This window comes from Mesorhizobium loti, assembly GCA_014189435.1.
Taxonomy (GTDB): domain Bacteria; phylum Pseudomonadota; class Alphaproteobacteria; order Rhizobiales; family Rhizobiaceae; genus Mesorhizobium; species Mesorhizobium loti_G.
Genome location: CP050293.1, coordinates 3,762,135 through 3,787,564, shown reverse-complemented (window position 1 = coordinate 3,787,564; position 25,430 = coordinate 3,762,135). Strand labels below are relative to the sequence as shown.

Here is a 25,430-nt window from a genome sequence, read left to right as displayed (position 1 = left end):
ATCGTTCGCGACCCTCCCCACAAGGGGGAGGGTGGAGGACGCACCCATGACTCCACTCGGCGCCACCGTCACCAGCAAAGGCATCCGCTTTGCCGCTTGGTCGCAGGCCGCCCGCCGGCTCTGGGTCTCGATCTTCGACGAGCAGGGCAATCGGGAAATCGGGCGGCTCGAGCTGCAGCCGGAAGGCGAGGGCGTCCATGCGCTGTTCGTTGCGGGCCTTGGCCCCGGTACCCGCTACGGCTTTCGCGCCGATGGCGACGATGCGCCGGAGCGCGGGCTGTGGTTCGACCCCGCCAAGCTCCTGACCGATCCTTACGCCGTCGAGATCGACAGGTCCTACGCCTACGACTGGCGGCTGGCTCAGCGCCGGGGCGAGGGGGCCGATACCGCGCCACTGATGCCGAAGGCGATTGCCGCTACGTTGCAGAAGCCGGTGCAGGCTGCGCCGCCGCTCTTTCAGCCCGGCGATTTGATTTACGAAGTGCCGGTTCGCGCCTTCACCATGCTGCATCCGGATGTTCCGGAAAAGTTGCGTGGTACCATTGCCGCTCTCGCTCATCCGGCGGTTGTCGAGCACCTGAAAAAACTTGGCGTTGGCGCAGTCGAGCTGATGCCGGTGACGGCGTCGATCGACGAGCGGCATTTGCCGCCGCTCGGGCTGCGCAATGCCTGGGGCTACAATCCCGTCACCTTCATGGCGCTCGATCCACGGCTGGCGCCGGGCGGCATCATGGAATTGCGCAACACGGTCGCCGTGCTGCGCAAAGCCGGCATCGGCGTCATCCTCGATCTGGTCTTCAACCACACCGGCGAGAGCGACAGGCTTGGCCCGACGCTGTCGCTGCGCGGCCTCGACAACCAGGCCTATTACCGGCACACATCAGACGGCAGGCTGGCCAATGACACCGGTACCGGCAACACGGTCGCTTGCGATCATCCTGTCGCTAGGGAAATGGTCCTCGACACGCTTCGCCATTTCGTCAGGGATGCCGGCGTCGACGGCTTCCGCTTCGACCTGGCGCCCATTCTGGGGCGGGTTGAAGGAACATTCGATGCCGAGGCGCCGCTGCTGAAAGCGATGCGCGACGACGCGCTGCTGGCCGACCGCGTGTTGATCGCAGAGCCGTGGGACATCGGTCCGGATGGCTACCAACTCGGCAATTTTTCGTCGCCCTTCCTCGAATGGAATGACAAGTATCGCGACGATGTCAGACGCTTCTGGCGCGGCGACGCCGGCATGGTTGGCGCCCTGGCTACCCGGCTTGCCGGTTCGTCCGATGTGTTCGCCATCAACGGGCAAAAGGCCAGCCGTACGGTCAATTTCATCGCCGCCCATGACGGCATGACGCTCGCCGACATCGTGCGCTACGAGCGCAAGCACAACCAGGCCAATGGCGAGCAGAACCGCGACGGCCACAATGAAAACCTGTCCTGGAACAATGGCGTGGAAGGCGATGCGGATGACCCGGCCGTAGCCGTGGCTCGGCTGAACGATCAGCGCGCGCTGCTCGCCACGCTGTTTGCCTCACGCGGCACCATCATGCTGACCGCAGGCGACGAATTCGGCCGCACCCAGCAAGGCAACAACAACGCCTATGCGCAGGACAACGAGATCACCTGGCTCGACTGGGCCGGCCGCGACCAGGTGCTGGAGCACTACACGGCGCTACTCTCGACGCTGCGCCGCGCGGTGCCCGCGCTTTGCGACACAAGCTTCCTCACCGGCCAGCCACCGGCCGGTTCAAAGATGCCGGACGTCGCATGGCTGACCGAGACAGGCGCGCCGCTCGACGAACAGAGCTGGCAGGACCCGCAGCGGCACCGCCTGGTCATGATCCTGGCCGCCGATGACGGGCACCGCCTTGCAGTGATCATCAACGGCGATCGCCGTGCCTGCATGGTCACGCTGCCTGAACGCGAAGGATTCTTCTGGGCTGCCGCCGTCGATGAGGCCGATGTGGTGGACATCTCGCGGCCAATATCCGGGCGGACGGTGATCTTCATGATCGAACGAGCGCAGGCCGGCACACGGGAGAAGCGCAATGGCAGCAGGTGAAAAGACCGGATGGTGGCGCGGCTGCGTCATCTACCAGATCTACCCGCGCTCCTTCCAGGACACCACCGGCGACGGCAGCGGCGACCTCAGCGGCATCACATCGAGGCTCGCTCATGTCGCCTCGCTTGGTGTCGACGCCGTCTGGCTGTCGCCTTTCTTCAAGTCGCCGATGGCCGATATGGGCTATGACGTGTCGGACTACTGCGATGTCGATCCGATGTTCGGCACGCTTGAGGATTTCGATGCGCTGGTCGCCGAGGCGCATCGTCTCGGCCTGAAGGTCATCATCGACCAGGTGCTGTCGCATTCATCCGACAGGCACGACTGGTTTATCGAAAGCCGCGCCAGCCGCGATAACCCCAAGGCCGACTGGTATGTCTGGGCCGATACCAGGCCCGATGGCGGCGCGCCCAACAACTGGCTCTCCGTCTTTGGTGGCCCGGCCTGGGAATGGGATTCGACCCGCCGCCAATATTACATGCACAATTTCCTCGCCTCGCAGCCCGACCTGAATTTCCACAATCCGGAGGTTCAGGACGCGCTGCTGGAAACGGTGCGCTTCTGGCTGGAGCGCGGCGTTGACGGTTTCCGGCTCGATACGGTCAACTACTATGTCCATGACCGCTGGCTGCGCAGCAATCCGCCCTTGGCGTCGAGCGTCGCCGGCACCAACAGCGAGACCAACACCTATCTCTACCAGGAGCATCTGTTCGACAAGACGCAGCCGGAAAACCTGGCGTTCCTGCGTCGCTTCAGGGCGCTGCTCGACGAATATGACGACCGCGCCGCCGTCGGCGAAATCGGCGACGAAGGCCGCTCGTTGCAGACGCTCGCCGCCTACACTTCAGGCGGCGACAAGCTCCATATGAGTTACACCTTCGATCTGCTTGGCCCGCAGTTCTCGGCCGCGCATGTGCGTGGCTGCGTCGAAGCCTTCGAGGCGGCCGTTTCCGATGGCTGGGTCTGCTGGGCATTTTCCAACCATGACGTGGTGCGCCATGTCAGCCGCTGGACAAGGCCGGACAGCGAACCTGACGCGGTCGCAAGATTTTCGATCATGCTGCTCTCATGCCTGCGCGGCTCGATCTGCCTCTATGAGGGCGAGGAGCTCGGCCTGGAAGAGGCGGAGCTTGCCTATGAGGATCTGCGCGATCCTGTCGGCATCCGCTTCTGGCCGGGCATCAAGGGCAGGGATGGCTGTCGCACGCCGATGGTCTGGGAGGCCGGTGCCGACAATGCAGGCTTCTCGACGGCCAGGCCGTGGCTGCCGATACCAGCCAGCCATCGCGCCCGCGCGGTCGACGTCCAGAATGCCGACATGGCGTCGGTACTCGCATCCTATCGGGCCGCGCTGGCGTTGCGCAGGCGACACGAGGCGCTGGTATCGGGCTCGATCAGTTTTCTTGACGCTGAGGGTGACGTTCTCGCATTCGTCCGTGAAGGCGGCGGCGAGAGACTGCTCTGTGTCTTCAATTTTTCTGGGGAGCCGGGGAGTTGGCTGTTGCCGCCTGATATCGGAGCAACCGCAAAGCTTGACGGTGATGCAGCGGTCGTCGAGGAGGCCGAGCTTTCGCTACCAGTGCTCGGATACTTCCTTGGTCGGCTCGACTGATGCCCAATGCATGTCGCCCAAAAGTGCGAAGCGGTTTTTGGGGCAGCGACATGCACAAAAAGCTTAAAGCGCGTCGACTGAATCCGTTTAGACGCGGCGCGCTTTAAGCCGTCTTTACTGGACGAGTACCGAGCGTCCGCAAGTCGCGCCGGTGACCCGCACATCGGCCTGGCCGACACCCACGCCAAGGGCTGAAAGCACATTGTAGAGCAGGTCGTCGACCGGTGCTGTTATGCCGTTGAGTACAGCCACCACTGCCGGTTTAACCGTTCCGAGCAGGGCGGTCAGATCGATCCCCAGCCCAAGCGCATTGACCGAAAGCGACAGGTTGCTGACCAGCGACGTGGTGAGCGACTGCGAGATGTTGCGCGTCGAAACGGTTTTGATCGTCTTGTTGGTGATATCGGTTGCATCGAAGGTCAGCGTCGTCGGGTTGTTGTTGGTGATCGCGGTAGCGGCGGAGCCCATTACCTGTATCAGCGGAAGGTTGATCAGCAGCAGCCTGAGGCTCACATCCGCGATCTCCGCGTCGGTGAACGTCTGTGGCTGGCTGAAGTCGCCAAAGCCTGAAGTGTTGCTGTTGGCCAGATGCAGCGAGGCAATGCCCGGTTGCGCGGCGATGGAAACCTTGATGCTGGAGGGCCCCGTCGGACACGTGATGTCGGTCAGTTTGGCTTCGGCATAGGCGACTTCCACGTTGAGCGGCAGGTTGACGGCCAGCAGGCTGATGCCGCCACCGAGACCGGGCGTGCCGACCCCGACGGTCGCCACAAGCTTGATACGCGTCTGGGCTGTGCGCACCACGGTACCGATGCCATCGAGCGCGAGCCATGGCGAAGATTGCATCGGCTCGCCGATCGCGATGGTAAGCGCGGTGGACAGCAGCCCCGGTACGGTGGCGCCGAGATTGACCTGAGCCTGGTTGGTGCCATTCGCCAGCACGGCGGCGGCAGTCAGCATTCCCATGGCGCTTGCATCGACCCCAAGACCTGTCGGGGTTTGTCCCAGTCCAAGGCTGCCTACGGTGCCGAGGTCGACAAGGCTGCTGAGCGGGATCTTGACTGTGCTGGTCGACTTGGACGCAATCGTCTGCAGGGCAACCTTGGCCGTGTTGCCAAGCCCGGGCACGTTGGCCATGGCGGTGGCGATCTGACCGACGGTCGCCTTGGAGGCCAACACATCCGAATAGGTGCCGCCGGTCACGTTCACTTGTGTGGCAAGGGCACTTATGAAGGAAAGGACACTGACGTCGGCCGAGATCAATCCGTTGTAGTCCATGACGCTGAGCGAAATGTTGCCGCCGACAAGACTGCCGAGAAGTGCGTTGAGGATGCCGCCATTGACGCTGGCGAGCCTCGACCCGACCGAGAACGTCGCCTGCGGCGTCATGCTGGCGGTGGCCTGCGTGCCGATGACGGGGGAGGGGATCAACGAACTCGCAAAATAGCGGGCAGGGATCTTCTTCAGGCCGACACGGACGGCGTTGTAGGGCGTTACGCCGGCCTGGAAGCGTTGGCTGACATTGGCGGTTGATGCTGCGTATCGCCCGGGCGTGACCGTCACGACGGTTTTGCCGACGGCAGGGGCGATCGTCTGTCCCGAGGCTTCAACGACAACATTTGGCATGCCGTTGTCGGTCAACGTGGTCACGACTGCGGTGTTGACGTTGGTGATATTCGAGGCAGCGGTGATCGCTGCCAGGTCCACCATTGCCTGCGCTTCGCGGCGCTCGGTGTAGATTGAGGCTTCGTCGATGGCCACCGCGGCCAGCGCCAGCGCCACCGGCGCGCTCAATGCCGCCATGACGGTGAAATTCGCTTTCCTGTCGCCCAGCATCAACCGGGCAAGCCGGCCGATCTTATTGCCCGCACGCAGCAGCATTCAGATGCCCCCGACCCTGATCGTTGACTGGCGCGTGATCGTCGTCCCCGGCATCGCTATGCCTGGGAAAAGATTCCAGATCGGCAGGTTGCGGGCATCGTATTGGATGGACACAACGAACTGACTTCCATCGGCCACGCTGTCATTGGCCTGGTAGGTCAGCTTGCTGACATCCACGAAAGGATATCCGCCGGCATTGTTGGTGACGAAGCTGGCTACGAGCGTCTGGCGTTCGGTCTGGTTCAAGCCGGCAATTGCCGTGCGGGCCGCATCCGCCGCGATCTGCTGGATCGAGTTGGCGGCGCCGAAATATATACCGTATGCAACCATTCCGAGCAGAAGAAGGATGAAGACCGGTGAGAGCAAGGCGAATTCAACCGCCGAAGTTCCAGACTCTTCTTGAAATCTACGCGTTATTTGACGGATTTTGACCAATTTACTTACTCTATTACTCATGGTCGCCGCGTGTCTGACCTCGAACCATATAGAAGCTAGTCGTAATGTAACCTGAGGTTGCTTAAGAACGCATTAACACATTCCGGCAAACTGGCATGGTCATGGATTCCCATGGAAAATGACGTCGAGATGAGGAAACCAAGTCAAGCTTCTGGTTTCGGCTGGTGTTTCGGCTGCCACGACATAGCTTTCGTGCCGCCTTACTTTGGGTGACCCAGAGAGTCTGTTGAAATAAAAATTCTCCGCGTTAGTGTTTGGCCACCAGCCGCAGGAAGGGAACCAGCGGCGCGCTCAAAGGGGTCAGATATCGGCTCCGGGGCGTCAACACTTAAAAGGCGCGCCGATGGCAGCGCCGACAGGGAGAACTTCATGCTGATGAGAAACATGCTGAAGGCGACGGTGTTCGCCACGACGATGGCTTTGGCGGCCGGCACGTTTTACACACCGGCTTTCGCCGAGACCGTCTATAACAGAGGCAGCGCCGCCGAAGCGGAGACGGTCGATCCGCACAAGACCTCGACCGTTTACGAAGCCGATATCATACGCGACCTGTTCCAGGGCCTGGTCATGCATGACCAGAAGACGAACCTCATTCCGGGCGCCGCCGAAAGCTGGACGGTGTCCGACGACGGCACTGTCTACACCTTCAAGCTGCGCAAGGATGGCCTCTGGTCGGATGGCACCCCGGTGACGGCGGACGACTTCGTCTATTCGTTCCGTCGGCTGGAAGATCCGGCCACCGCTGCCGAATACGCTTCCATGCTCTATCCCGTGAAGAACGCCGAGGAAGTCAACACCAAGAAGGGCAAGCCCGAGGATATGGGCGTCAAGGCGATCGACGCCAACACCCTGGAAGTGACGCTGAAGGCGCCGACGCCATACTTCCTTGAAATGCTGACCCACCAGGCCACCTATCCGGTCAACAAGGCCTCGATCGACAAGCTCGGCGCCGACTGGATCAAGGCGGGCAATCTCGTTTCGAACGGCGCCTATACGCTGGCCGAGTGGGTTCCCAACGACCACATGAAGCTGGTCAAGAATCCGAAATTCTGGGACGCCGCGACCGTCAAGATGGACGTCGTCAACTATATCCCGACCGAAGACCGTTCATCGGCGATGAAACGCTTCGAGGCCGGCGAACTCGACAGCTACGGCGACCTGCCGACCGAACAACTCGCTGACCTCAAGACCAAGTTCGGCGATCAGGTCCGCGTCGGACCATATCTCGGCACCTACTATTACGCGATCAAGACCGACAAGGCGCCGTGGGACAATGTCGAGCTGCGCAATGCCATCTCGATGGCGATCGACCGTGACTTCCTTGCGGAGAAAGTCTGGCAGAACTCGATGCTGCCTGGCTATTCGATGGTGCCTCCGGGCATCGCGGGCTACACGCCGGCAATGGCCAAATACGCCGACATGCCGCAGATCGACCGCGAGGACGCCGCCAAGAAGATCCTCGAGAAACTCGGCTATACGCCCGAGCATCCGCTGAAGATGGAGATCCGCTACAACACCTCGGAAAACCACAAGAACACCGCGGTTGCCATCCAGGAACAGCTGAAGCCGCTTGGCGTCGACATCACGCTGCTCAACACCGATACCAAGACCCACTATTCCTTCCTTGAGCAGAAGGGCAACTACGACGTGGCGCGTGCCGCCTGGATCGCCGACTACAAGGATCCCGAGACCTTCCTCGGCATCACACGCAAGGCCAGCGGCAACAACTATTCGAGCTATGTCAGCCCGGCCTATGAAGCGGCCATGGACAAGGCTGCGGCTGCCGGCGGCAAGCCAGAAGAGCGCATGAAGGACCTCACTGAAGCCGAGCGCATCCTTGTCGATGACGTCGGCAACATTCCGCTTCTCTACTACAGCTTCCACGATATCGTTTCCTCAAAGCTGCATGGCTTCGATGACAATGTGATGGACATCCATCCGTCCCGCTTCATCAGCAAGGACTGATCCTTAGCTGGGCCGCCGCGCAACTCAATGCGCGGCGGCGCTGGTTTGCCATCGCATCGGCCCGGGAACCGGAATCGATTTTCGGCATGTCGGTGCGAAGATTTGAAGGCTAGAGCGCAACCGTCCGGCTGGACGCGCGTTGCTCTGGATCAAGCGGGGCACCGATGCTGCGATATGTATTACGGCGGCTTCTGACCGCCATCCCAACGCTGTTCGTCATCGTGACCATGGCGTTTTTCCTGATGCGCGTCGCGCCAGGCGGCCCATTCAACCAGGAGCGGGGGCTGAGCCCCGAGATCAAGGCCAATCTCGAAGCCCAGTTCGGCCTTGACGACCCGCTCTGGCTGCAATTCGTCCACTATCTCGGCAATCTGTTGCGCGGCAATTTCGGCCCGAGCTACAACATGCCGGATTTCACCGTCACCGAACTGTTCGCCAAGGGCCTGCCCATTTCGGTCCAGCTCGGTGCCTCGGCGCTCGTCCTGGCGCTTCTGCTCGGTTCCGTACTTGGCACCATTGCCGCGCTCAACCAGAACAAGCTTGGCGACTATACGGTGATTGCGCTGGCGACCGCCGGCAGCACCATCCCCACCTTCGTCATCGCGCCGGTGATCCAGCTCTTGTTCGGGTTGACCTGGAAGCTGTTGCCGATCGGTGGATGGGGCGATGGCGCTTTCATCAACAAGGTCGGCCCGGCGCTGACGCTCGCTCTGCCGCAGATCGCCATCGTCGCCCGGCTGATGCGTGGCTCGATGATCGAATCCTTGCGATCCCATCATATCCGCACGGCACGCGCGCTCGGCCTCTCCGACTGGTCGGTGGTGGTCAAGCACGCGCTGCGCGGCGCCATCCTGCCGATCGTCTCCTTCACCGGCCCGGCAGCGGCGGCACTGCTGACCGGCTCTGTCATCGTCGAGACGATCTTCTCCATTCCGGGCGTCGGCCGCTATTTCGTCGATGCCGCGCTCAACCGCGACTACACGCTGGTGATGGGAACGGTGGTGGTGATCGCCATCTTCACCATCGTCTTCAACCTGATCGTCGACGTCATGTACGCGGTCGTCGACCCGAGGGTGCGCTATGACTGACATTGCAGCCACAGCTCCCGCCGTCATCGGTCGCTCGCTCTGGGGTGATGCCTGGGCGCGCCTCAAGGCCAATCGCGCCGCCATGTTCAGCCTGTATTACCTCGCTTTGATCGGTGTCGTCAGCGTGTTCGGGCCCTGGTTCGTGCCGCATCGATACACCACCATCTATGCCGACTATGTGCGCATGCCGCCAAGCCTGTCGGCCTATCCGAAGGCCGACATGATCGAGACGGCGCTCACCGAAGCGATCAAGCGCATGCGGGTCGACATCAAGGAGTGGCGGCAGGAAGGCAACCAGGTCTTCGTCACCGTCAAGTCGACCAAACCGATCGACGACCGCAACATCCGCTATCTCGACCGCTCCGATGCCTTCGACGACACCAAGATCGAGAGCAAGTCGCCCGACGGCCTCGAAGTGACGATGAGCGCTTCGGTCAAGCAGCAATATTTCCTGTTCGGCACCGACAACACCGGCCGGGACCTGTTGTCGCGCACGCTGATGGCCGGGCGCATCTCGCTGGCCATCGGCCTACTCGCCGGCGTCGTGGCGGTTGTCATTGGCGTGGTCTACGGCGCTGCGGCCGGTTTTGCCGGCGGCAAGGTCGACGAGGTGATGATGCGCATCGTCGATGTGCTCTATTCCTTGCCCTTCATCTTCTTCGTCATCATGCTGGTGGTGTTCTTCGGCCGCAACTTCGTGCTGATGTTCCTGGCGGTCGGCGCCGTGCTATGGCTCGACATGGCGCGCATCGTGCGCGGCCAGGCGCTGTCGATCCGCCGCCAGGAATATGTCCAGGCGGCGGAAGCCATGGGCGTTGGCCAGCGCGGTATCCTGCTGCGCCACGTCATTCCCAACCTGCTCGGCCCGGTGGTGATCTACATGACGCTGCTGGTGCCGCAGGTCATCATCCTGGAGAGTTTCCTGTCATTCCTCGGGCTCGGCGTGCAGGAGCCGATGACCAGTTGGGGCGTGCTGATCTCGGTCGGCGCCAAGAACATCGGCACCGCCAACTGGCTGCTCCTGTTTCCCGCTTTCTTCCTCGTCTCGACGCTGTTCGCCCTGAACTTCGTCGGCGACGGCCTGCGCGACGCGCTCGACCCAAGGGATCGCTAAGATGGGGATCGCTGAAATGGCTGCTTCCGAAACGATCCTCAGCGTCAAGGATTTGCGTGTCCGCTTCCGCACGCTCGACGGCGCGGTCGAGGCGGTGAAGGGTATCAACATCCACGTCAAATCAGGCGAAACCGTTGCCGTGGTTGGCGAATCCGGATCCGGCAAGAGCCAGACGATGATGGCCGCGATGAGCCTGCTGGCATCGAATGGCGAAGCGACAGGCAGTGTCGACTATCGCGGCCGCAACCTTCTGACACTCAGCAAATCCGAGCTCAACAAGGTCCGTGGCGCCAAGATCAGCATGATCTTCCAGGAGCCGATGACCTCGCTCGATCCACTCTATTCGATCGGCAACCAGCTGATCGAACCGATCCGACGGCATCAGGGCCTAAATGCCGCGGAGGCGCACGAAGAGGCGCTCAAGCTGCTGCGGCTGGTGCATATTCCAGATCCCGAGCGACGGATGAAATCCTATCCGCACGAGATGTCGGGCGGCCAGCGCCAGCGCGTCATGATCGCCATGGCGCTTGCCAACGACCCCGACATATTGATCGCCGACGAACCGACGACAGCGCTCGACGTGACGATCCAGGCGCAGATTCTGATGCTTTTGGCCGAGCTGCAACGCAAACTCGGCATGGCGATCGTCTTCATCACCCATGATCTCGGCATCGTCCGCCGTTTCGCCGACCGGGTCTATGTCATGCGCCAGGGCGAGGTTGTCGAGGAGGGGGAGGCGGAAGCCATCTTCGTCAACCCGCAGCATGCCTACACGAAAATGCTGTTGGCGGCCGAGCCGACCGGCACCAAGGCGCCGCCGCCCGCCAATGCCCCGGTGCTGCTCGAGGGCAGGAATGTCGAAGTGACGTTCAGGATCGGCGGCGGGTTTCTGGCCGGCGAGCCGCTGATGCTGCGTGCCGTCGATCACATCTCGATCCGGCTGCAGCGCAACCAGACCATCGGCATCGTCGGTGAATCCGGCTCCGGCAAATCGACCCTCGGCCGCGCCTTGCTGCGGCTGTTGCCCAGTGACGGCCTCATCCGTTTCGGCGATCGCGACATTTCCCAGGCCGACCGGCGGGCGATGCGGCCGTTGCGACGCCAGATGCAGCTCGTCTTCCAGGACCCGTTCGGCTCGCTGTCGCCGCGCATGACCGTCGGCCAGGTCATCACCGAAGGGCTTCTGGTGCACGAGCCGAACCTTTCGGGCAAGCAACGCGACCTGCGCGCGGTCGAGGCCTTGCGCGAGGTCGGCCTCGACCCCAACGCACGCAACCGCTACCCGCACGAATTCTCCGGCGGCCAGCGGCAGCGCATCGCCATCGCGCGCGCCATGATCCTGAAGCCCAAGCTGGTGGTGCTGGATGAGCCGACCTCGGCGCTCGACCGCTCGGTGCAGAAACAGATCGTCGAACTGCTGCGCAAGCTGCAGGCCGACCACGAACTGTCCTACCTCTTCATCAGCCACGATCTATCGGTGGTGCGCGCCATGGCCGACTACATCATCGTCATGAAACAGGGCAAGATCGTCGAGGAAGGGCCGACCGAGGCGATCTTCAGCAATCCGCAGCACGCTTACACACAGACGCTGATGGCCGCGGCGATCGATGTGACGCGGTTCCGGTTGAGCGCCTGAGTCACTGGAGGCAGTCGCCGCTGTAGGATCAGCCCGTTGATCGCGGGCATTTGTTTGCCCGTGCTGCGGTTATCGCATCTTGTTGCCGCTTCAGCCGGTCGATCCTGGCTGTTTCGCGGCCGGCGACCGCGGTCTTCACACGCGAGCCGCCCAGCAGCCAGCGTGGGACGCTGGCGTTCGCGACCTTGCCGCGGGTGATTGCTGTTTGCGAGATGTCACGGGCGACGTCTCCCAGCGCGCTGTTGAGTTCGGTGCACGTCATCGAATCGTATTTCGCCGGATCGACGGTCCTGCCGATCGATGAACAGCCGGTGACAAGAAACAGCGCCATCATCAAGGCCGGTGGCAAGGCGGTCGTCGAATTCAAATTCATGTCGCATCCGGCTCGCCATTTCATCGCCCCATCATATCCATCGAGCTACCTAGGGCAATTCCAGGAAAAGTGTGAGACGGTTTTCCGTCCGGAATTGCGTCAAAACAAAGAGTTAGAGCAGTTCGCCGTTTCCGTGAAACGGCGAACTGCTCTAGGGCCGAGGGCCATTTCGTCAAAGTTCGCGATTGCCAAGGACCCTTAGTACCCGTCGAGTCTTCTAGTTCAATCACTGGTGAACGGAGAGAGCCCGTCCCGGCTGATGCCGGGGCGGGCTTTTCGCGCATTTCGATGATCTCCGGCCACAACGGCTGTCGGCCCATCCATTCAATTTTCCCTGGAAATTCTCACGCTGCTTCAGCGACGAATGTCGTTGGGGCGCTATCGCCGAGCACTGCCTGGGCGATGTCGGTCTCATGTTCATCGACATGCGCCGTCACCAAAACGATCCCCTCGGCACCACTGCGATCATCCGTCGTTGCGGCAGTTGTGGTGAATGTTCCGAGCAGGCCGCCAGCAACGCCGCCGCAGACCGCGCCGGCCGCCGCTGTTGCCCATACGCTCGCAGCAAGAGGACTGCTGATGCCGTGGGCTGCAACAGCGCTCAGGCGCGCCAACCCGCCGGCGGCAGCGCCAAGGATGGCCCCCAAAGCGGAAGCCCACAGAGATCCCACTTCGTCATTGTAAGGTCCGATGACGGCAATCTGTACCCGAGGGATTCCGGCCGCCACCAGATCGCCGGCGACCCGGGCCGCTTGGGCATGGGAATCAAAAAGTCTGCTGATTGTTGGCATGGTCACTCAGGGCTTTTGGCTGCTCGGCAGCATATCGGTGACGAAAGATGCGGCGATCAGGTCGTCGCCCTGAATCCGGCCTTCGCGGTCCTCCATGATGGCCGCGACCTTCTGGAAGCTCTTCATTTCGCCCTCGGTGACCTGGGCGTCCTGCATCTTGGCCTTGAGGTCAGCCACGCGCATCCCCAGCGCTTGGGATTGTGCAGTGTCACGGTTCGACATTGTGATGCTTATCCATTTCATTTGATTGTCTGTGCGCCCCAACCAACCGAACTGGGGGCAAGCGCAAACGTTCCATGGCAGGACTTCAGTCTGGCGCGGCGCCGGACCTAAGTCTGATCGCAAAACGCAATGGTCTTGTCAGCTACGCCGCTTGGAACGGCCACTCTCAGAGGCCGTTGTCCGCTGCAAGTTTAACGGAGCAAGACCATGGAGAAGAGTGTTGGCCAAGCGCGCTGGTTGCTCGCACCGATCTTCGCGGTGGCCATCACCTTCATGGTGATGGGATTAGCCCTTGGCTGATTATCCCAAGGATTTGCTCACGAAAGTTTTGCACATCGGCGCAGTTATGTCCCTTCCTGCGCTGATAGGGTTCGCTCGCTGCATTTGTGTGGCGAGCGAACCCTCGACTTTCAGGAGCGACAGCCCGTAGCATTCAGGCGAGCAAGTCGGATTCTGTGAGTTTTCGGACGGCTTGGACCGCGTCGGCAAACGGTTTGTCGGTCACGCCAGCATTCAGTTTTGATCCAGAGGTCCAAAATTTGTCGGCTGGGCGCGTCAATGAAAAGCGACCCGACTCCCAAGAGCCGGGCCGTGGGTCGAGTGATCAGTAGCCGTCGTTTTCAATTACCACCGGGCGATGGTGGCGGTGAGTGGAGACGGAGCCTGTCACGACGACGGTGTCTCGACGATGATGCCGGCGCCCATGGTCATAGAACGCAACCGCACCGTGGCGGCGGTGGTGCAAGCGCTGGCCATCTTCGTTGATGATCTTGACGCTGTCGTGGTGTCGATGGTGGGTTCTGATAACCACATCGGCCTCGGCTGCCGAAGCCATAACGGGCAATCCCATGGAAAGCGCCAACGCGCACATGATCATTGTTTTCATTGCAGTTTCTCCGTTTCCTCAATTAGCCCTTCGTCGGATAACTGCCTCTGATCACTTTGGTTCCGGTCTTCCAACGACCAGCCCGAACACTTGCGGCAAGTCGAAGAACGGGCGATCGCACTTGCAGAGAGCGATGTGTCTGACCGCATCAGTCTCGCTCAGCGCATGACGGCTCCGGACCCGGCCGGCGATCTGCTGCTGCGGTCGATCTCGCCAAACAGCGGAACATTAGGCGTGCCGAATAGTTCTATTTCTCGCAGCCGGCACTGCGGCTTTGGTGTCTGCTGCAGATCAGCCGGCAAAGGCTGGTCGGCCTGCGTCTCCGCCAGAGGCGCGGGCTTCCCTCAGGCAACAGGAGAGAAATTATGAACAACATCATTTGGCTCGTCGGAGCGGTGGTCATCGTCCTAGCGATATTGAGCTTTTTCGGCCTTCGTTAGGCGCGACGTGAGCGATGTCCATCGACCCTCTATCTGAATGTGATCAGCCGAAGCGGACACTGCCAAAGCGCCGCAAGCAGCCGGCTGAAGATCGACACGGTGGCAGGGAGGCCATTGTCTCTGTGCCATCCGAGGAAAAGAGCTTTCGCATCTGGTTCCTGTCCAATGAAACAGGCATCACCGCGGATCAGGCTTGCGAACTTGTCGACAGGATCGAGACAGACGGCGCGGCATTGTTGTATGCCGCGCGGCTCATGAAAATTCACTCGCAATGACCGGCAAACCTGTAGCCACCAACGTCGTCGGCATCTTCAAGAGGCCCACCGGCGCGCCGTACTGACGACGAAGGACAAGACTCTCAGCCTGTCCCACCGAGGAGCCAGCCATCTCGCTCTCTTTTCAGGCGGGATATCAGTTTGAGCGCCAAAGTCGGGATGCGCTAACACTTTGTTTTTTCTGGTCGGAGTGGCAGGATTTGAACCTGCGACCCCCTCGTCCCGAACGAGGTGCGCTACCAGGCTGCGCTACACTCCGTGACCAGACCGCGGGCTTATAGCCGCCACACTTCGTTCCTGCAAGCGGCAATGGCAGCGCTTCTGTCGCATTTCGTCCGCTTTCGTCGGGCATTTCCGCCAAGCCCGGATTTCGGTCCGGGATAAACGTGGCTTAAAGCCTTGTGTGCTAAGCCGCAGCTCTCGATAGATCGTATTTTCCGCCGCCTGGAGTTCTGCTGTCTTGCCCCCAAAAATCGTTGGCGACGCCCGGCCCAACAGTTTCGAATTCGAAACCGAAGCACTGATCAAGGCGTCCGGCTTTCGCGAATATGACGCGCGCTGGTGGTTCGGCCATCCCGGCTCCGCGCAACTGCCGGAGCTCAACCTGATCGGCGTCCAGGCGCTCGGCATGGGGCTTGGCACGCTGATTCGCCGTCTCGGCGCCGGTCCGGATATCGTCACCGGACATGATTTCCGCTCCTATTCGCTGTCGATCAAGCTGGCGCTGGTGTCCGGCCTGATGGCGGCGGGCGCCCGTGTCAGGGACATCGGCCTGGCGTTGTCGCCGATGGCCTATTTCGCTCAGTTCGCCTTGGATACGCCCTCGGTCGCCATGGTCACCGCTTCGCACAACGAGAATGGCTGGACCGGCGTCAAGATGGGAGCGGCCCGGCCGCTGACTTTTGGTCCCGAAGAGATGAGCGCGCTGAAGGCGATCGTGCTGGGCGGCGATTTCGACCTTGTCGGCGGCGGCTCCTATGATTTCGTCCGCGATGTTCGCGCGACCTACCTCGACGATCTGACCCGCGACAAGCGCATCACGCGCAAGCTGAAAGTGGTCGCCGCTTGCGGCAACGGCACTGCCGGTGCTTTTGCCCCGCAAGCGCTGGAACGCATCGGCTGCGAGGTCATCCCGCTCGATGTCGAACTCGATCATACCTTCCCACGCTACAATCCCAATCCTGAGGACATGCAGATGCTGCATGCCATCAGGGACAAGGTGCTGGAGACTGGCGCCGATGTCGGTCTCGGCTTCGACGGCGACGGCGATCGCTGCGGCGTCGTCGACAATGAAGGCAACGAGATCTTTGCCGACAAGGTCGGGGTAATGCTGGCGCGGGACATTTCCAGCCAGCATCCGGGCTCGACTTTCGTCGTCGACGTCAAGTCGACCGGCCTGTTCAACACCGACGCAGTGCTGCGCGCCAACGGCGCCGTCACCGATTACTGGAAGACTGGCCACTCCTACATCAAGCGCCGCGTCGCCGAGCTTGGCGCCGCCGCCGGTTTCGAAAAGTCAGGCCATTTCTTCTTCAACCCGCCGATCGGCCGCGGCTATGATGATGGGCTGGTCACCGCCATCGCCATCTGCCAGATGCTGGACCGCAGCCCCGGCAGTTCGATGGCCGATCTCTATCGCGCGCTGCCGCTGACCTTCGGCACACCGACCATGTCGCCGCACTGCGCGGACGATGTGAAGTATGGTGTCGTCGAGCGGGTGGTTGCCGACTTTCAGGCCATGAAGCGGGATGGAATGGTTTTCGCCGGCCAGAAGATCGCAGACCTCATCACCGTCAACGGCGTGCGTGTCGTCGCCGAGGACGGCACCTGGGGGCTGGTGCGCGCCTCGTCGAACAAGCCGGAGCTTGTCGTCGTCGTCGAGAGCCCGGTATCGTCGCAGCGTCGCCGGCAGATGTTCGAGGCCGTCGATGCCGTGCTGCGCCGCAGCCCCGAGGTGGGCGCCTACAACCAGACCTTTTGAAATGGTAATCGCATGACCGAGCGGATTGTCAGTTTTGTCATGAGCGGCGGCGTCGGCTCGCGGTTGTGGCCGCTGTCGCGCGAGGACAATCCCAAGCAGTTTCACGATCTGTCGGGCGACGGCTCGATGCTGGCCAAGACCCTGCGCCGGCTGACCGCCCGGCCGGAAGGCGAAACGCCGATCTTCCTGATCGCCGCGGAGCGCCATGCCGATCGCGTTCACGCCGATCTTGCCGGCCTCGACCTCGCGGGCGGCGGTCCGCTGTTCGAGCCGACCGGTCGCAACACAGCCGCCGCCGTTGCGCTGGCGACGCTGCGCACACTGTCCGAGTTCGGCGACAGCCTGGTGCTGGTGGTGCCGTCGGACCATGAGATATCGACCCCGCGCCAATTCTGGCAGAGCGTCGAAGCCGGCACCGGGGCAGCGCGCGCCGGCCGGCTGGTGGTGTTCGGCATCAAGCCGACGCAACCAGAGACCGGCTACGGCTATATCGAGGTCGCGGCCGAAAGTGGCGGCACCTTCGACGTGTCGCGCTTCGTCGAAAAGCCGGACCTTGCGACTGCGCAGAGCTATCTCAAGGCCGGAAATTTTTACTGGAACACCGGTATCTTCCTGTTTCGCGCCAGCGCCATGCGTGACGCCTTCATGGCGTTCCAGGCGGACATCTGGCAGGCCACCGAAGCAGCCTACAAGGCTGCGACATCGGATCTGTCCGGCCTCTACATGCCGCTTGAGCTCTACGCCGCCATCCCGTCGAACTCGATCGACTACGCCATCATGGAGCGGGCAAAAGACATCGCCATGGTGCCGGCCGGCTTCCGCTGGAACGATCTCGGCTCGTGGCAGTCGCTGCTCGATGTCGGCCCCGCCGACGACCAGGGCAATGTCATCATCGGCGATGTCGTCGCCATCGATTGCGAGAATTCCTACATCCGCAGTGACGGCCGCCTGCTGTCGGCGATCGGCATGAAGGACGTCGCCATCGTCTCGACATCGGACGCCACCTTCGTCGCCCCGGTCAGCCACAGCCAGCACGTCAAGAAGATCGTCGAGCAGCTCGAAAAATCGGGCCGGCTGGAAACCAGATTCACGCCGGCGCAGGACCGCGTCATCGAAAGCGGCGCCTGGCGGCGGCGCGTGCACCACTGGCTGTTTCAGGAGACCTTGCCGCTGTGGTCGACATCAGGCGTCGACGAACGCCATGGCGGCTTTCATGAAGCGCTCGGCCTGGACGCCTCGCCGCTGATGAAGCCCAAGCGCATGCGCACCATGGCAAGGCAGGTCTATGCTTTTGCGGTCGCCAAGGAGCGCGGCTGGGACGGTCCCGCCGACCGGTTGATCAGCCACGGCATCGCATTCATGGAAGGGAAGGGCCGCACCGACAAGGGCGGCTGGGTTCGCACGCTGAACGTCGACGGTTCGGTCGCCGACGCCACCGAAGACGCCTACGATCATTCCTGCGTGCTCCTGGCGCTGGCGCATGCGCATATGTCGGGCAATGCCGACGCCTTGCGGCTCGGCGAGGAAACCTTCGCCTTTCTCGATGCGCATCTCGAAGACAGCCGCATGACCGGCTTCCTCGAGACATCGGACGGCGACGGCGAGCGCCGCTCCAATCCGCATATGCACCTGCTCGAGGCCTTCCTGGCCTGGTATCAGGCGACCGGCGAGCGCGCCCATCTGCGCCGCGCGGCGCGCATCATCGACCTCTTCCGCAGTCATTTCTTCGATCCGGAAAGCTGGACGCTTGGCGAGTTTTTCGATGCCGAATGGAAACCGTCGGCCGGCGAGAAAGGCTCATGGACCGAGCCCGGCCACCATTTCGAATGGGCCTCATTGTTGGTCGATTTCGCCGGGCGCAGCGGCCAGGCCGAGCTGAGCGGCTTTGCCAGGAAACTCTACGCCTCGGCCGTCGCTAATGGCCTCAACCGCGCCACCGGCCTTGCCTATGGCGCCGTCTCCAGGCAAGGCCTGCCGCTCGACCTGATATCCCGCAGCTGGCCGCAGGCCGAAGCCGTGAAGGCGGCGATCGCACTCGACGGTTCGGGCGGCCCCGACCTCAAGCCGGAGATCGAAGCGCGCGTCGGCCGGCTGTTCCGCTGGCACATCGATCCCGCACCGCTTGGCCTGTGGATCGACCGCATCGACGAGCGCGGCCGCTCGCTGGCATCGGACGTTCCGGCCAGCATCTTCTATCATCTGGTCTGCGCGCTGACCCAGTATCTGGATGGGACGGCGGACCCGAAGGCGTAGGGCTGGGTCAATACGGGCTCGCCACGTCCCCAGTCTCGACATAGATCGACTTCAGCTGCGAGTAGAGCGCCAGCGCTGCCAGTGAATTCTCGCGTCCGATGCCTGACTGCTTGAAGCCGCCGAACGGGATTTCCACCGGCGTCAGATTGTAGGCGTTGATCCAGCAGGTGCCGGCCTGCAGCTCGGCAATGACGCGGTGGGCGCGCGGCAGGTCGCGCGTGAAGACGCCTGCGGCAAGGCCGAATTCGGTGTCGTTGGCGCGGTCGATCACCTCGTCCTCGCCGTCGAATTTCAACACGCTCATCACTGGCCCGAAAATCTCTTCGCGGGCGATGCGCATGCCATCGGTGACGCCGGTGAACACCGTCGGCTCGACGAAGAAGCCGCCCTGGAAACCCTGCAGTGAAGGCACATTGCCGCCGCAAGCAAGCGTTGCTCCGTCCTGCTTGCCGATCTCGATATAGCCGACCACCTTGTCATGCTGCGCCTTGGAGATCAGCGGGCCCATCTGGGTTTCGGGATCGAGTGGGTCGCCGATGCGGATTTTCTTGGTCCGCTCTATCAGGCGATCGACAAAGCGGTCGTGGATGCCGCTCTGCACGAAGACGCGCGTGCCGTTGGAGCAGATCTGGCCGGTCGAATAGAAATTGCCGAGCATGGCGCCGCCGATGGCGTTCTCGATGTCGGCATCGTCGAACACGATCAGCGGCGACTTGCCGCCGAGTTCCATCGTCGCGTGCTTCATCTTCGAGCCGGCGAGCGACAGCACCTTGCGGCCGGTCGGCACCGAGCCGGTCACCGAGACCTTGGCGACGACATCGTGGCCGACAAGCCCCGCGCCGACATCGCCATAGCCCTGCACCACGTTGAACAGGCCGTCGGGCAGGCCGGCCTCGCTGTAGATCTCGGCCAGTGCGAGTGCGGAAAGCGGCGTGTTTTCCGACGGCTTGAACACCATGGCATTGCCCATGGCCAGCGCCGGTGCTGATTTCCAGCCGGCGATCTGGATCGGATAGTTCCAGGCACCGATGCCGACACAGACGCCGAGCGCTTCGCGTCTTGTGTAGGCGAAGGGCCCGCCGAGATCGACCGACTCGCCATTGTAGGCGGCTACCGCACCGCCGAAATATTCAAGGCAGTCCGCCGCCGAAGGGGCGTCCGCCACCAGCGTTTCCTGGATCGCCTTGCCGGTATCCAGCGTCTCGATGCGGGCGAGGTCGGCATTGCGGGCGCGCAATATGTCGGCGGCGCGGCGCAGGATGCGCCCGCGCTCGACTGGCTTCAGCCGCGCCCAGGCGGGTTGCGCAGCGCGTGCTGCCTCGACCGCCAGTTCCAGCACGTTCGGCGTCGCCGAACGCAGCATGGCAATGGTCTCACCGGTTGCCGGATAGATGACCGGCAGCGGCGCGCCGCCTTCGTCCTCGATGTAGCGTCCATTGACATAGTGCGATGCCGTGGGCTGGGCGCGCATGGTTTTCTCCAGATGTATTCGCTATGGCGGAGCACGTCCGTTCGACAATGCCCTATCGATCCGCGACCTGCCAGCGCGGATTGATCCATGGTTCCTGGTTGGACGGCGCCAGCGGCGTGCGGCCAAGGATGTGGTCGGATGCCTTCTCGCCGGTCATGATCGACGGCGCATTGAGGTTGCCGTTGGTGACACGCGGGAAGATCGAGGAATCGGCGACCCGCAAGCCATCGACGCCGATGACGCGGCATTCCGGATCGACGACGCTCATCATGTCGTCGGCGCGGCCCATCTTGCAGGTGCCGCAAGGATGGTAGGCGCTCTCGGCGTGGTCTCTGATGAAGACGTCGAGATCGTCGTCCGACTGCACGTGGCTGCCCGGCGAGATTTCCTTGCCGCGATAGGCATCGAACGCCGACTGGCCGAAGATTTCGCGCGTCAGCCTTATGCAGTGGCGGAACTCCGTCCAGTCGTCAGGATGCGACATGTAGTTGAAGCGGATCACGGGCTGCGATTTCGGGTCCGGCGAGCGCAGCGTCACCGAGCCGCGCGACTTCGAGCGCATCGGCCCGACATGGGCCTGGAAACCGTGCGACTTGGCCGCCGCCTTGCCGTCATAGCGGACCGCCGCGGGGATGAAATGGTACTGGATATCGGGGTAGTCGACGCCGGCACGTGAGCGCACGAAGGCCGCCGCTTCGAAATGGTTGGTGGCGCCAAGGCCGGTCTTGAAGAACAGCCATTGAGCGCCGATGAGCGCTTTCGAGAACGGGTTCAGCACCGAATTGAGCGTGATCGGCTGTGTCGACTCCTGCTGGATGTAGAGCTCCATATGGTCCTGCAGATTGCGGCCGACGCCGGGCCGGTCGGCCACCACGGCAATGCCGTTTTCGCGCAAATGCTCGGCCGGGCCGATGCCGGACAGCATCAGGATCTTGGGCGAGTTGATCGACGATGCGGCGACGATCACCTCACGTCGCGCCTTAACGACCTGAATCTGTTTGTGAGCTTCGATCTCGACGCCGGTGGCGCGTTGATTCTCGATGATCACCCGCCGCGCAAAGCCCTTGACCAGACTCACGTTTTTGCGCTTCAGCGCCGGCTTCAGATAGGCTGAAGCCGCCGACCAGCGGCGGCCGCCGCTGATGGTCTGCTCCATCGGCCCAAACCCTTCCTGCTTGGAACCATTGTAGTCGTCGGTCAGTTCGAACCCGGCCTGGCGGCCGGCCTCGACGAAGGCGCCGTAGAGCGGATTGCGCCGCGAGCCGCGCTGCACGTGCAGCGGACCACTTTTGCCCCGCCAGCCGTCCTCGCCGCCGTCCGAGTCTTCCATGCGCTTGAAATAGGGGAGCACGTCGGCGAAGCCCCAACCGGCCGCACCGTCTTCGGCCCAATGGTCGAAGTCGCGGGCGTGGCCGCGCACATAGACCATGCCATTGATCGAGGACGAGCCGCCGATGACCTTGCCGCGCGGTGTCGCCAGCACGCGGCCGCCCAGATGCGGCTCCGGCTCGCTGGCAAAGCCCCAGTCATAGAGGCTCATGTTGAGCGGGATCGACAGCGCCGACGGCATCTGGATCAGCGGCCCGATATCGGTGCCGCCAAATTCGATGACGATCACCGAATGCTTGCCGTCCTCGGACAGGCGATAGGCCATGGCCGAGCCGGCCGAGCCGGAGCCGATGATGACGAAATCTGCTTCAAGCATGGTTCATATGCGCCATAAAATCGGCGAGCGAGACATTGCCGCCGGTAGCCACAACCAGGACGGTTTTGCCCGCCACATTCACCTTGCCGCCGAGCAGTGCCGCCAGCGAGGCGGCGCCGGACGGTTCGAGCACCAGCTTCATGCGCTCGAAGGCGATCCGCATGGCGCTGCGTACCGATTGATCATCGACGGTGATGCCGCGAACACCTGCCGTCTTCACCGCGGCAAACGGAGCATCGCCCGGCCGTCGCGACATCAGCCCGTCGCAGATCGATTTCGGCCCGATCGGCATCGTCTCGATGCTGCCATGTGCCAGCGACGAGCCCATACCGTTGAAACCTTCCGGCTCGACACCGATGATCTCAGTGGCGGGCGACAGATAGTGGAAGGCGAGCGAAACGCCGCCGATCAGCCCGCCGCCGCCGACCGAGCAGAACAAGAGGTCGGCGCTTGCACCCTTGGCCTCAAGCTGGTCGAGCGCTTCGATGCCGGCGCCCGCCTGGCCGGCGACGATCTCCGGATCGTCGAACGGATGCAGCAGCGCCAGCCCCTCTGTCTCGGCGATTTCTCGCGCCTTGGCGGCGGCGACTTCTTCCCGCGCCCGCTCGCCATGGTCGGTCAGCACGACGCGCGCGCCATAGCCCGCCGTTGCGTCGCGCTTGGCGGCCGGTGCGTCGATCGGCATGACGATGGTGACGGGAATGCCGAGTGCCTGGCCGGCGGCCGCCAGCCCTTGCGCGAAATTGCCGGAGGAGTAGGCGACGACGCCCTTCTTCGCCTCATCGGGTGAAAGCTGCTTCAGCCGCCAATACGCGCCGCGCACCTTGAACGAGCCGGCCCATTGCAGCGATTCCGGCTTGATGAAGACGCGGGCCGCACCCGTCTCGCGGGCTAGCGCCGTCGATTCCAGCAGCGGCGTGATCTGCGTCGCCCTGGATGTTACGGCATAGGCCTGCTTGAGATGATCGAGGGAGGGGACGAGAAGGTCTGACATCATTCGCCTCGCGGATACCTTTTGCTCTCTTCGAGATTGTCGAGGTTCATGTGATTGCGCATGTAACGCTCGGACGCTTTTTGCAGGGGTTGGAAATCCCAGGGGTAGTAGGCGCCGTTGCGCAGCGCCGGATAGACGACCCAGCGGCGCGCCTGGCTTTCGCGCACGGCGGCGTCGAAGCCGGCCATGTCCCAGCGCGCCTGCACCTTGTCCATGTATGCCGCCACCAGGCCCGCATTGGCGGGATCGTCGGCCAGATTGTTTCGCTCGAGCGGATCGGCTTCGAGATCGAACAGTTGCGGCGGATCGAGTTCGCAATGGACGAATTTGTATCTGCCGTCACGGATCGCCACCAAGGGCGCGTTGGACCCTTCGGCGGCATACTCCATCAAGACAGGTGCGGCGCGCTTGATGCCTTCGGTGAGCGGCAGCAGCGACTGGCCGTCGGTCCACGGCGCGATCGCAGCGATATCGATGCCGGCGAGGTCGCAAAGCGTCGGCGCCACGTCGAGATTGGAGACCGGTGTCTCGATCCGTCCGGCGCGAACGCCCTTGCCGGCAATCATCAGCGGCACCCGCGCTGAACCCTCGAAGAAGCTCATCTTGAACCACAGGCCGCGTTCGCCGAGCATGTCGCCATGGTCCGAGCAGAACAGGATGATGGTGTCGTCGGCCATGCGGGTGCGCTCGAGAACGTCCAGAAGCTCGCCGAGCTTGTCGTCGACATAGGAGATGTTGGCGAAATAGCCGCGCCGCGAACGACGCACCTGCTCCGGCGTGATCTCGAAAGAGGGATAGTCGCTGGCGTGGTACAGCCGCCGGGAATGCGCATCCTGCTCGTCATGCGCGATGAACCCGGTTTCCGGATCCAGCGCCTGGCAATGCTCATAGAGATCCCAATACTGCTTGCGCGCAACATAGGGATCGTGCGGGTGCGACAGCGAAACGGTCAGGCACCAGGGCCGATGGTTTGCATCGTCCTGTTCGCGCGAAAGCTGATAGAGCTTCTGCGTGGCGAGGAACACGACCTCGTCGTCATACTCCATCTGGTTGGTGATCTCGGCAGCGCCGGCGCCGGTCACCGAGCCCAGATTGTGATACCACCAGTCGATACGCTCGCCGGGCTTGCGGTAATCCGGCGTCCAGCCGAAATCGGCCGGGTAGATGTCGGTGGTCAGCCGCTCCTCGAAACCGTGCAACTGATCCGGCCCGACGAAATGCATCTTGCCCGAGAGGCAGGTGTAGTAGCCGGCGGCGCGCAGATGATGGGCGAAAGTCGGGATCGATGAGGCGAATTCGGCCGCATTGTCATAGACGCCGGTGCGCGACGGCAATTGTCCGCTCATGAACGAGGCACGGCCCGGCGCGCAGAGCGGCGAGGCGGTGTAGTTGTTGGCAAAGCGCGCCGAACGTGCGGCCAATGCCTTCAGATGCGGTGTATGCAGAAACTCCGCCGGCCCATCCGGAAACAAGGTCCCGTTGAGCTGGTCAACCATGACGATCAGGAAATTGGGTCGCTGAATTGTCACTGTTTAAGCCGCTCCCCAAGTTTGGTTTCGAGATAGTCCTCGACCAGCGCGATCGCGGTCGCGGCATCAGGCACGCCGTCCTTCAATGCGCGCCTGATGTAGAGCCCGTCGATCATCGCCGCCGTCGCTTCGGCGACGCGGTCGGCTTCGGTTCTGGGCAAGATGCCGGTCAGCCCGCTCATCAGGTTTGAATGCAGCCGCCGTGCATAGACCCTGAGCAGCCGGCGCAAGGCCGGGGACTTCTGTGCCTCGACATAGAAGGCAAGCCAGGCAGCGATGGTTTCCGGTTGGAACTGGATGTCGGAGAAATTGACGGCCACCACCGCCGAAACGCGTTGACGCGGGGTGGCAGCCGAACCAAGGGCGCGCAACGTATCGGTGGTAAGCTCGGACAGGATGTGCCGCATCGTCGCCAGCAGCAATTCGTCCTTGGCGCCGAAATAATGATGGGCAAGAGCCGAGGAAACGCCGGCGCGTCCGGCGATCTCGGACATGGTCACGTCGAGCGAACCGCGCTCGCCGATCGCCGAGATCGTCGCGTCGATGAGCGCCTTGCGGCGCAATGGCTCCATTCCGACTTTCGGCATCTCACTATGATCCTTTGAAGCAGGATTATTTTTTATTGACGGGTCAATCAACAAAAAAATCGGCACTGGCTTTGCCTGTACCAAGCGATTGTCTGGTCCCGGCCCTTTCCGATGC

Annotated in this window: 20 protein-coding genes and 1 tRNA gene; 9 read left to right on the top strand and 12 right to left on the bottom strand. The window is 62.5% G+C overall.

Annotated features, from left to right (window positions below; genetic code table 11):
* Positions 1-46 precede the first annotated feature (46 nt).
* Both glgX and HB777_18625 read left to right on the top strand, forming a co-directional pair.
* Positions 47-2,056, top strand: a complete 2,010-nt coding sequence (gene glgX, locus HB777_18630) for a glycogen debranching protein GlgX (protein ID QND65726.1) — start codon at positions 47-49, stop codon at positions 2,054-2,056.
* Positions 2,043-3,668, top strand: a complete 1,626-nt coding sequence (locus HB777_18625) for an alpha-glucosidase (protein QND65725.1) — start codon at positions 2,043-2,045, stop codon at positions 3,666-3,668. Before glgX ends, HB777_18625 begins: the two co-directional genes overlap by 14 nt.
* Before the next feature lie 114 nt (positions 3,669-3,782).
* On the opposite strand, the gene HB777_18620 is transcribed toward HB777_18625, so the two are convergent.
* On the bottom strand, positions 3,783-5,549 hold the full coding sequence (locus HB777_18620) for a hypothetical protein (protein ID QND65724.1): 1,767 nt from the start codon (positions 5,547-5,549) through the stop codon (positions 3,783-3,785).
* Complete coding sequence (locus tag HB777_18615; GenBank protein QND65723.1) at positions 5,550-5,984, bottom strand: pilus assembly protein; 435 nt, start codon at positions 5,982-5,984, stop codon at positions 5,550-5,552.
* 393 nt (positions 5,985-6,377) lie between these two features.
* On the opposite strand from HB777_18615, the gene HB777_18610 reads away from it, so the two are divergent.
* From HB777_18610 to HB777_18595, 4 genes are all read left to right on the top strand, one after another.
* Positions 6,378-7,970 (top strand): peptide ABC transporter substrate-binding protein, encoded by a 1,593-nt coding sequence (locus tag HB777_18610; protein QND68813.1) that lies wholly within the window; start codon positions 6,378-6,380, stop codon positions 7,968-7,970.
* 164 nt (positions 7,971-8,134) lie between these two features.
* Complete coding sequence (locus HB777_18605; GenBank protein ID QND65722.1) at positions 8,135-9,058, top strand: ABC transporter permease subunit; 924 nt, start codon at positions 8,135-8,137, stop codon at positions 9,056-9,058.
* Entirely contained in the window at positions 9,051-10,172 is a 1,122-nt protein-coding gene (locus HB777_18600) for an ABC transporter permease subunit (protein ID QND65721.1), read from the top strand. Before HB777_18605 ends, HB777_18600 begins: the two co-directional genes overlap by 8 nt.
* A 16-nt stretch (positions 10,173-10,188) precedes the next feature.
* Entirely contained in the window at positions 10,189-11,808 is a 1,620-nt protein-coding gene (locus tag HB777_18595; GenBank protein ID QND65720.1) for an ABC transporter ATP-binding protein, read from the top strand.
* Positions 11,809-11,836: 28 nt separating this feature from the next.
* Here HB777_18595 and HB777_18590 read toward each other — a convergent pair whose 3' ends face one another.
* From HB777_18590 to HB777_18575, 4 genes are all read right to left on the bottom strand, one after another.
* Positions 11,837-12,181: a hypothetical protein gene (locus tag HB777_18590; GenBank protein QND65719.1), complete on the bottom strand. Its 345-nt coding sequence runs from the start codon at positions 12,179-12,181 to the stop codon at positions 11,837-11,839.
* A gap of 344 nt (positions 12,182-12,525) precedes the next feature.
* Positions 12,526-12,972: a hypothetical protein gene (locus tag HB777_18585; GenBank protein QND65718.1), complete on the bottom strand. Its 447-nt coding sequence runs from the start codon at positions 12,970-12,972 to the stop codon at positions 12,526-12,528.
* Positions 12,973-12,978: 6 nt separating this feature from the next.
* The gene (locus HB777_18580) at positions 12,979-13,194 is read right to left on the bottom strand and encodes a hypothetical protein (GenBank protein QND65717.1); all 216 of its coding nucleotides are present in this window, start codon (positions 13,192-13,194) and stop codon (positions 12,979-12,981) included.
* 604 nt (positions 13,195-13,798) lie between these two features.
* The gene (locus HB777_18575) at positions 13,799-14,080 is read right to left on the bottom strand and encodes a hypothetical protein (protein QND65716.1); all 282 of its coding nucleotides are present in this window, start codon (positions 14,078-14,080) and stop codon (positions 13,799-13,801) included.
* 454 nt (positions 14,081-14,534) lie between these two features.
* Between HB777_18575 and HB777_18570 the strand changes: the two genes are divergently transcribed.
* Positions 14,535-14,795 carry a hypothetical protein gene (locus tag HB777_18570; protein QND65715.1) on the top strand — a complete coding sequence of 87 codons (261 nt, stop codon included), beginning with the start codon at positions 14,535-14,537 and terminating at the stop codon, positions 14,793-14,795.
* Positions 14,796-14,977: 182 nt separating this feature from the next.
* On the opposite strand, the gene HB777_18565 is transcribed toward HB777_18570, so the two are convergent.
* Positions 14,978-15,054, bottom strand: a tRNA-Pro gene (locus HB777_18565).
* A 201-nt stretch (positions 15,055-15,255) separates the two neighbouring features.
* On the opposite strand from HB777_18565, the gene HB777_18560 reads away from it, so the two are divergent.
* Complete coding sequence (locus HB777_18560) at positions 15,256-16,776, top strand: phosphomannomutase/phosphoglucomutase (GenBank protein ID QND65714.1); 1,521 nt, start codon at positions 15,256-15,258, stop codon at positions 16,774-16,776.
* A gap of 12 nt (positions 16,777-16,788) precedes the next feature.
* Entirely contained in the window at positions 16,789-19,029 is a 2,241-nt protein-coding gene (locus HB777_18555; GenBank protein ID QND65713.1) for a mannose-1-phosphate guanylyltransferase/mannose-6-phosphate isomerase, read from the top strand.
* Between the two features lie 7 nt (positions 19,030-19,036).
* Here HB777_18555 and betB read toward each other — a convergent pair whose 3' ends face one another.
* From betB to betI, 5 genes are read right to left on the bottom strand one after another with little or no spacing between them, the layout of a single operon-like run.
* Positions 19,037-20,500: a betaine-aldehyde dehydrogenase gene (betB, locus tag HB777_18550; GenBank protein QND65712.1), complete on the bottom strand. Its 1,464-nt coding sequence runs from the start codon at positions 20,498-20,500 to the stop codon at positions 19,037-19,039.
* 52 nt (positions 20,501-20,552) lie between these two features.
* On the bottom strand, positions 20,553-22,205 hold the full coding sequence (gene betA, locus HB777_18545) for a choline dehydrogenase (protein ID QND65711.1): 1,653 nt from the start codon (positions 22,203-22,205) through the stop codon (positions 20,553-20,555).
* A complete protein-coding gene (locus HB777_18540; protein ID QND65710.1) occupies positions 22,198-23,202 on the bottom strand; it encodes a threonine/serine dehydratase in 1,005 nt (334 codons plus the stop codon). The genes betA and HB777_18540 overlap by 8 nt, the downstream gene beginning before the upstream one ends.
* Entirely contained in the window at positions 23,199-24,728 is a 1,530-nt protein-coding gene (gene betC / locus HB777_18535; protein QND65709.1) for a choline-sulfatase, read from the bottom strand. Before betC ends, HB777_18540 begins: the two co-directional genes overlap by 4 nt.
* Positions 24,725-25,315 (bottom strand): transcriptional regulator BetI, encoded by a 591-nt coding sequence (gene betI / locus HB777_18530; GenBank protein QND65708.1) that lies wholly within the window; start codon positions 25,313-25,315, stop codon positions 24,725-24,727. Before betI ends, betC begins: the two co-directional genes overlap by 4 nt.
* Between the last annotated feature and the right edge of the window lie 115 nt (positions 25,316-25,430).

What these genes read in the sequence shown, in the direction of transcription:
- HB777_18590 (QND65719.1), bottom strand. Translation starts at nt 12,181, where the DNA reads ATGAATTTGAATTCGACGACCGCCTTGCCACCGGCCTTGATGATGGCG.
- glgX (QND65726.1), top strand. Translation starts at nt 47, where the DNA reads ATGACTCCACTCGGCGCCACCGTCACCAGCAAAGGCATCCGCTTTGCC.
- HB777_18540 (QND65710.1), bottom strand. Translation starts at nt 23,202, where the DNA reads ATGATGTCAGACCTTCTCGTCCCCTCCCTCGATCATCTCAAGCAGGCC.
- HB777_18595 (QND65720.1), top strand. Translation starts at nt 10,189, where the DNA reads ATGGCTGCTTCCGAAACGATCCTCAGCGTCAAGGATTTGCGTGTCCGC.
- HB777_18620 (QND65724.1), bottom strand. Translation starts at nt 5,549, where the DNA reads ATGCTGCTGCGTGCGGGCAATAAGATCGGCCGGCTTGCCCGGTTGATG.
- HB777_18580 (QND65717.1), bottom strand. Translation starts at nt 13,194, where the DNA reads ATGTCGAACCGTGACACTGCACAATCCCAAGCGCTGGGGATGCGCGTG.
- HB777_18605 (QND65722.1), top strand. Translation starts at nt 8,135, where the DNA reads ATGCTGCGATATGTATTACGGCGGCTTCTGACCGCCATCCCAACGCTG.
- HB777_18585 (QND65718.1), bottom strand. Translation starts at nt 12,972, where the DNA reads ATGCCAACAATCAGCAGACTTTTTGATTCCCATGCCCAAGCGGCCCGG.
- HB777_18625 (QND65725.1), top strand. Translation starts at nt 2,043, where the DNA reads ATGGCAGCAGGTGAAAAGACCGGATGGTGGCGCGGCTGCGTCATCTAC.
- betI (QND65708.1), bottom strand. Translation starts at nt 25,315, where the DNA reads ATGCCGAAAGTCGGAATGGAGCCATTGCGCCGCAAGGCGCTCATCGAC.
- betA (QND65711.1), bottom strand. Translation starts at nt 22,205, where the DNA reads ATGCTTGAAGCAGATTTCGTCATCATCGGCTCCGGCTCGGCCGGCTCG.
- HB777_18600 (QND65721.1), top strand. Translation starts at nt 9,051, where the DNA reads ATGACTGACATTGCAGCCACAGCTCCCGCCGTCATCGGTCGCTCGCTC.
- betB (QND65712.1), bottom strand. Translation starts at nt 20,500, where the DNA reads ATGCGCGCCCAGCCCACGGCATCGCACTATGTCAATGGACGCTACATC.
- HB777_18570 (QND65715.1), top strand. Translation starts at nt 14,535, where the DNA reads ATGTCCATCGACCCTCTATCTGAATGTGATCAGCCGAAGCGGACACTG.
- HB777_18575 (QND65716.1), bottom strand. Translation starts at nt 14,080, where the DNA reads ATGAAAACAATGATCATGTGCGCGTTGGCGCTTTCCATGGGATTGCCC.
- HB777_18555 (QND65713.1), top strand. Translation starts at nt 16,789, where the DNA reads ATGACCGAGCGGATTGTCAGTTTTGTCATGAGCGGCGGCGTCGGCTCG.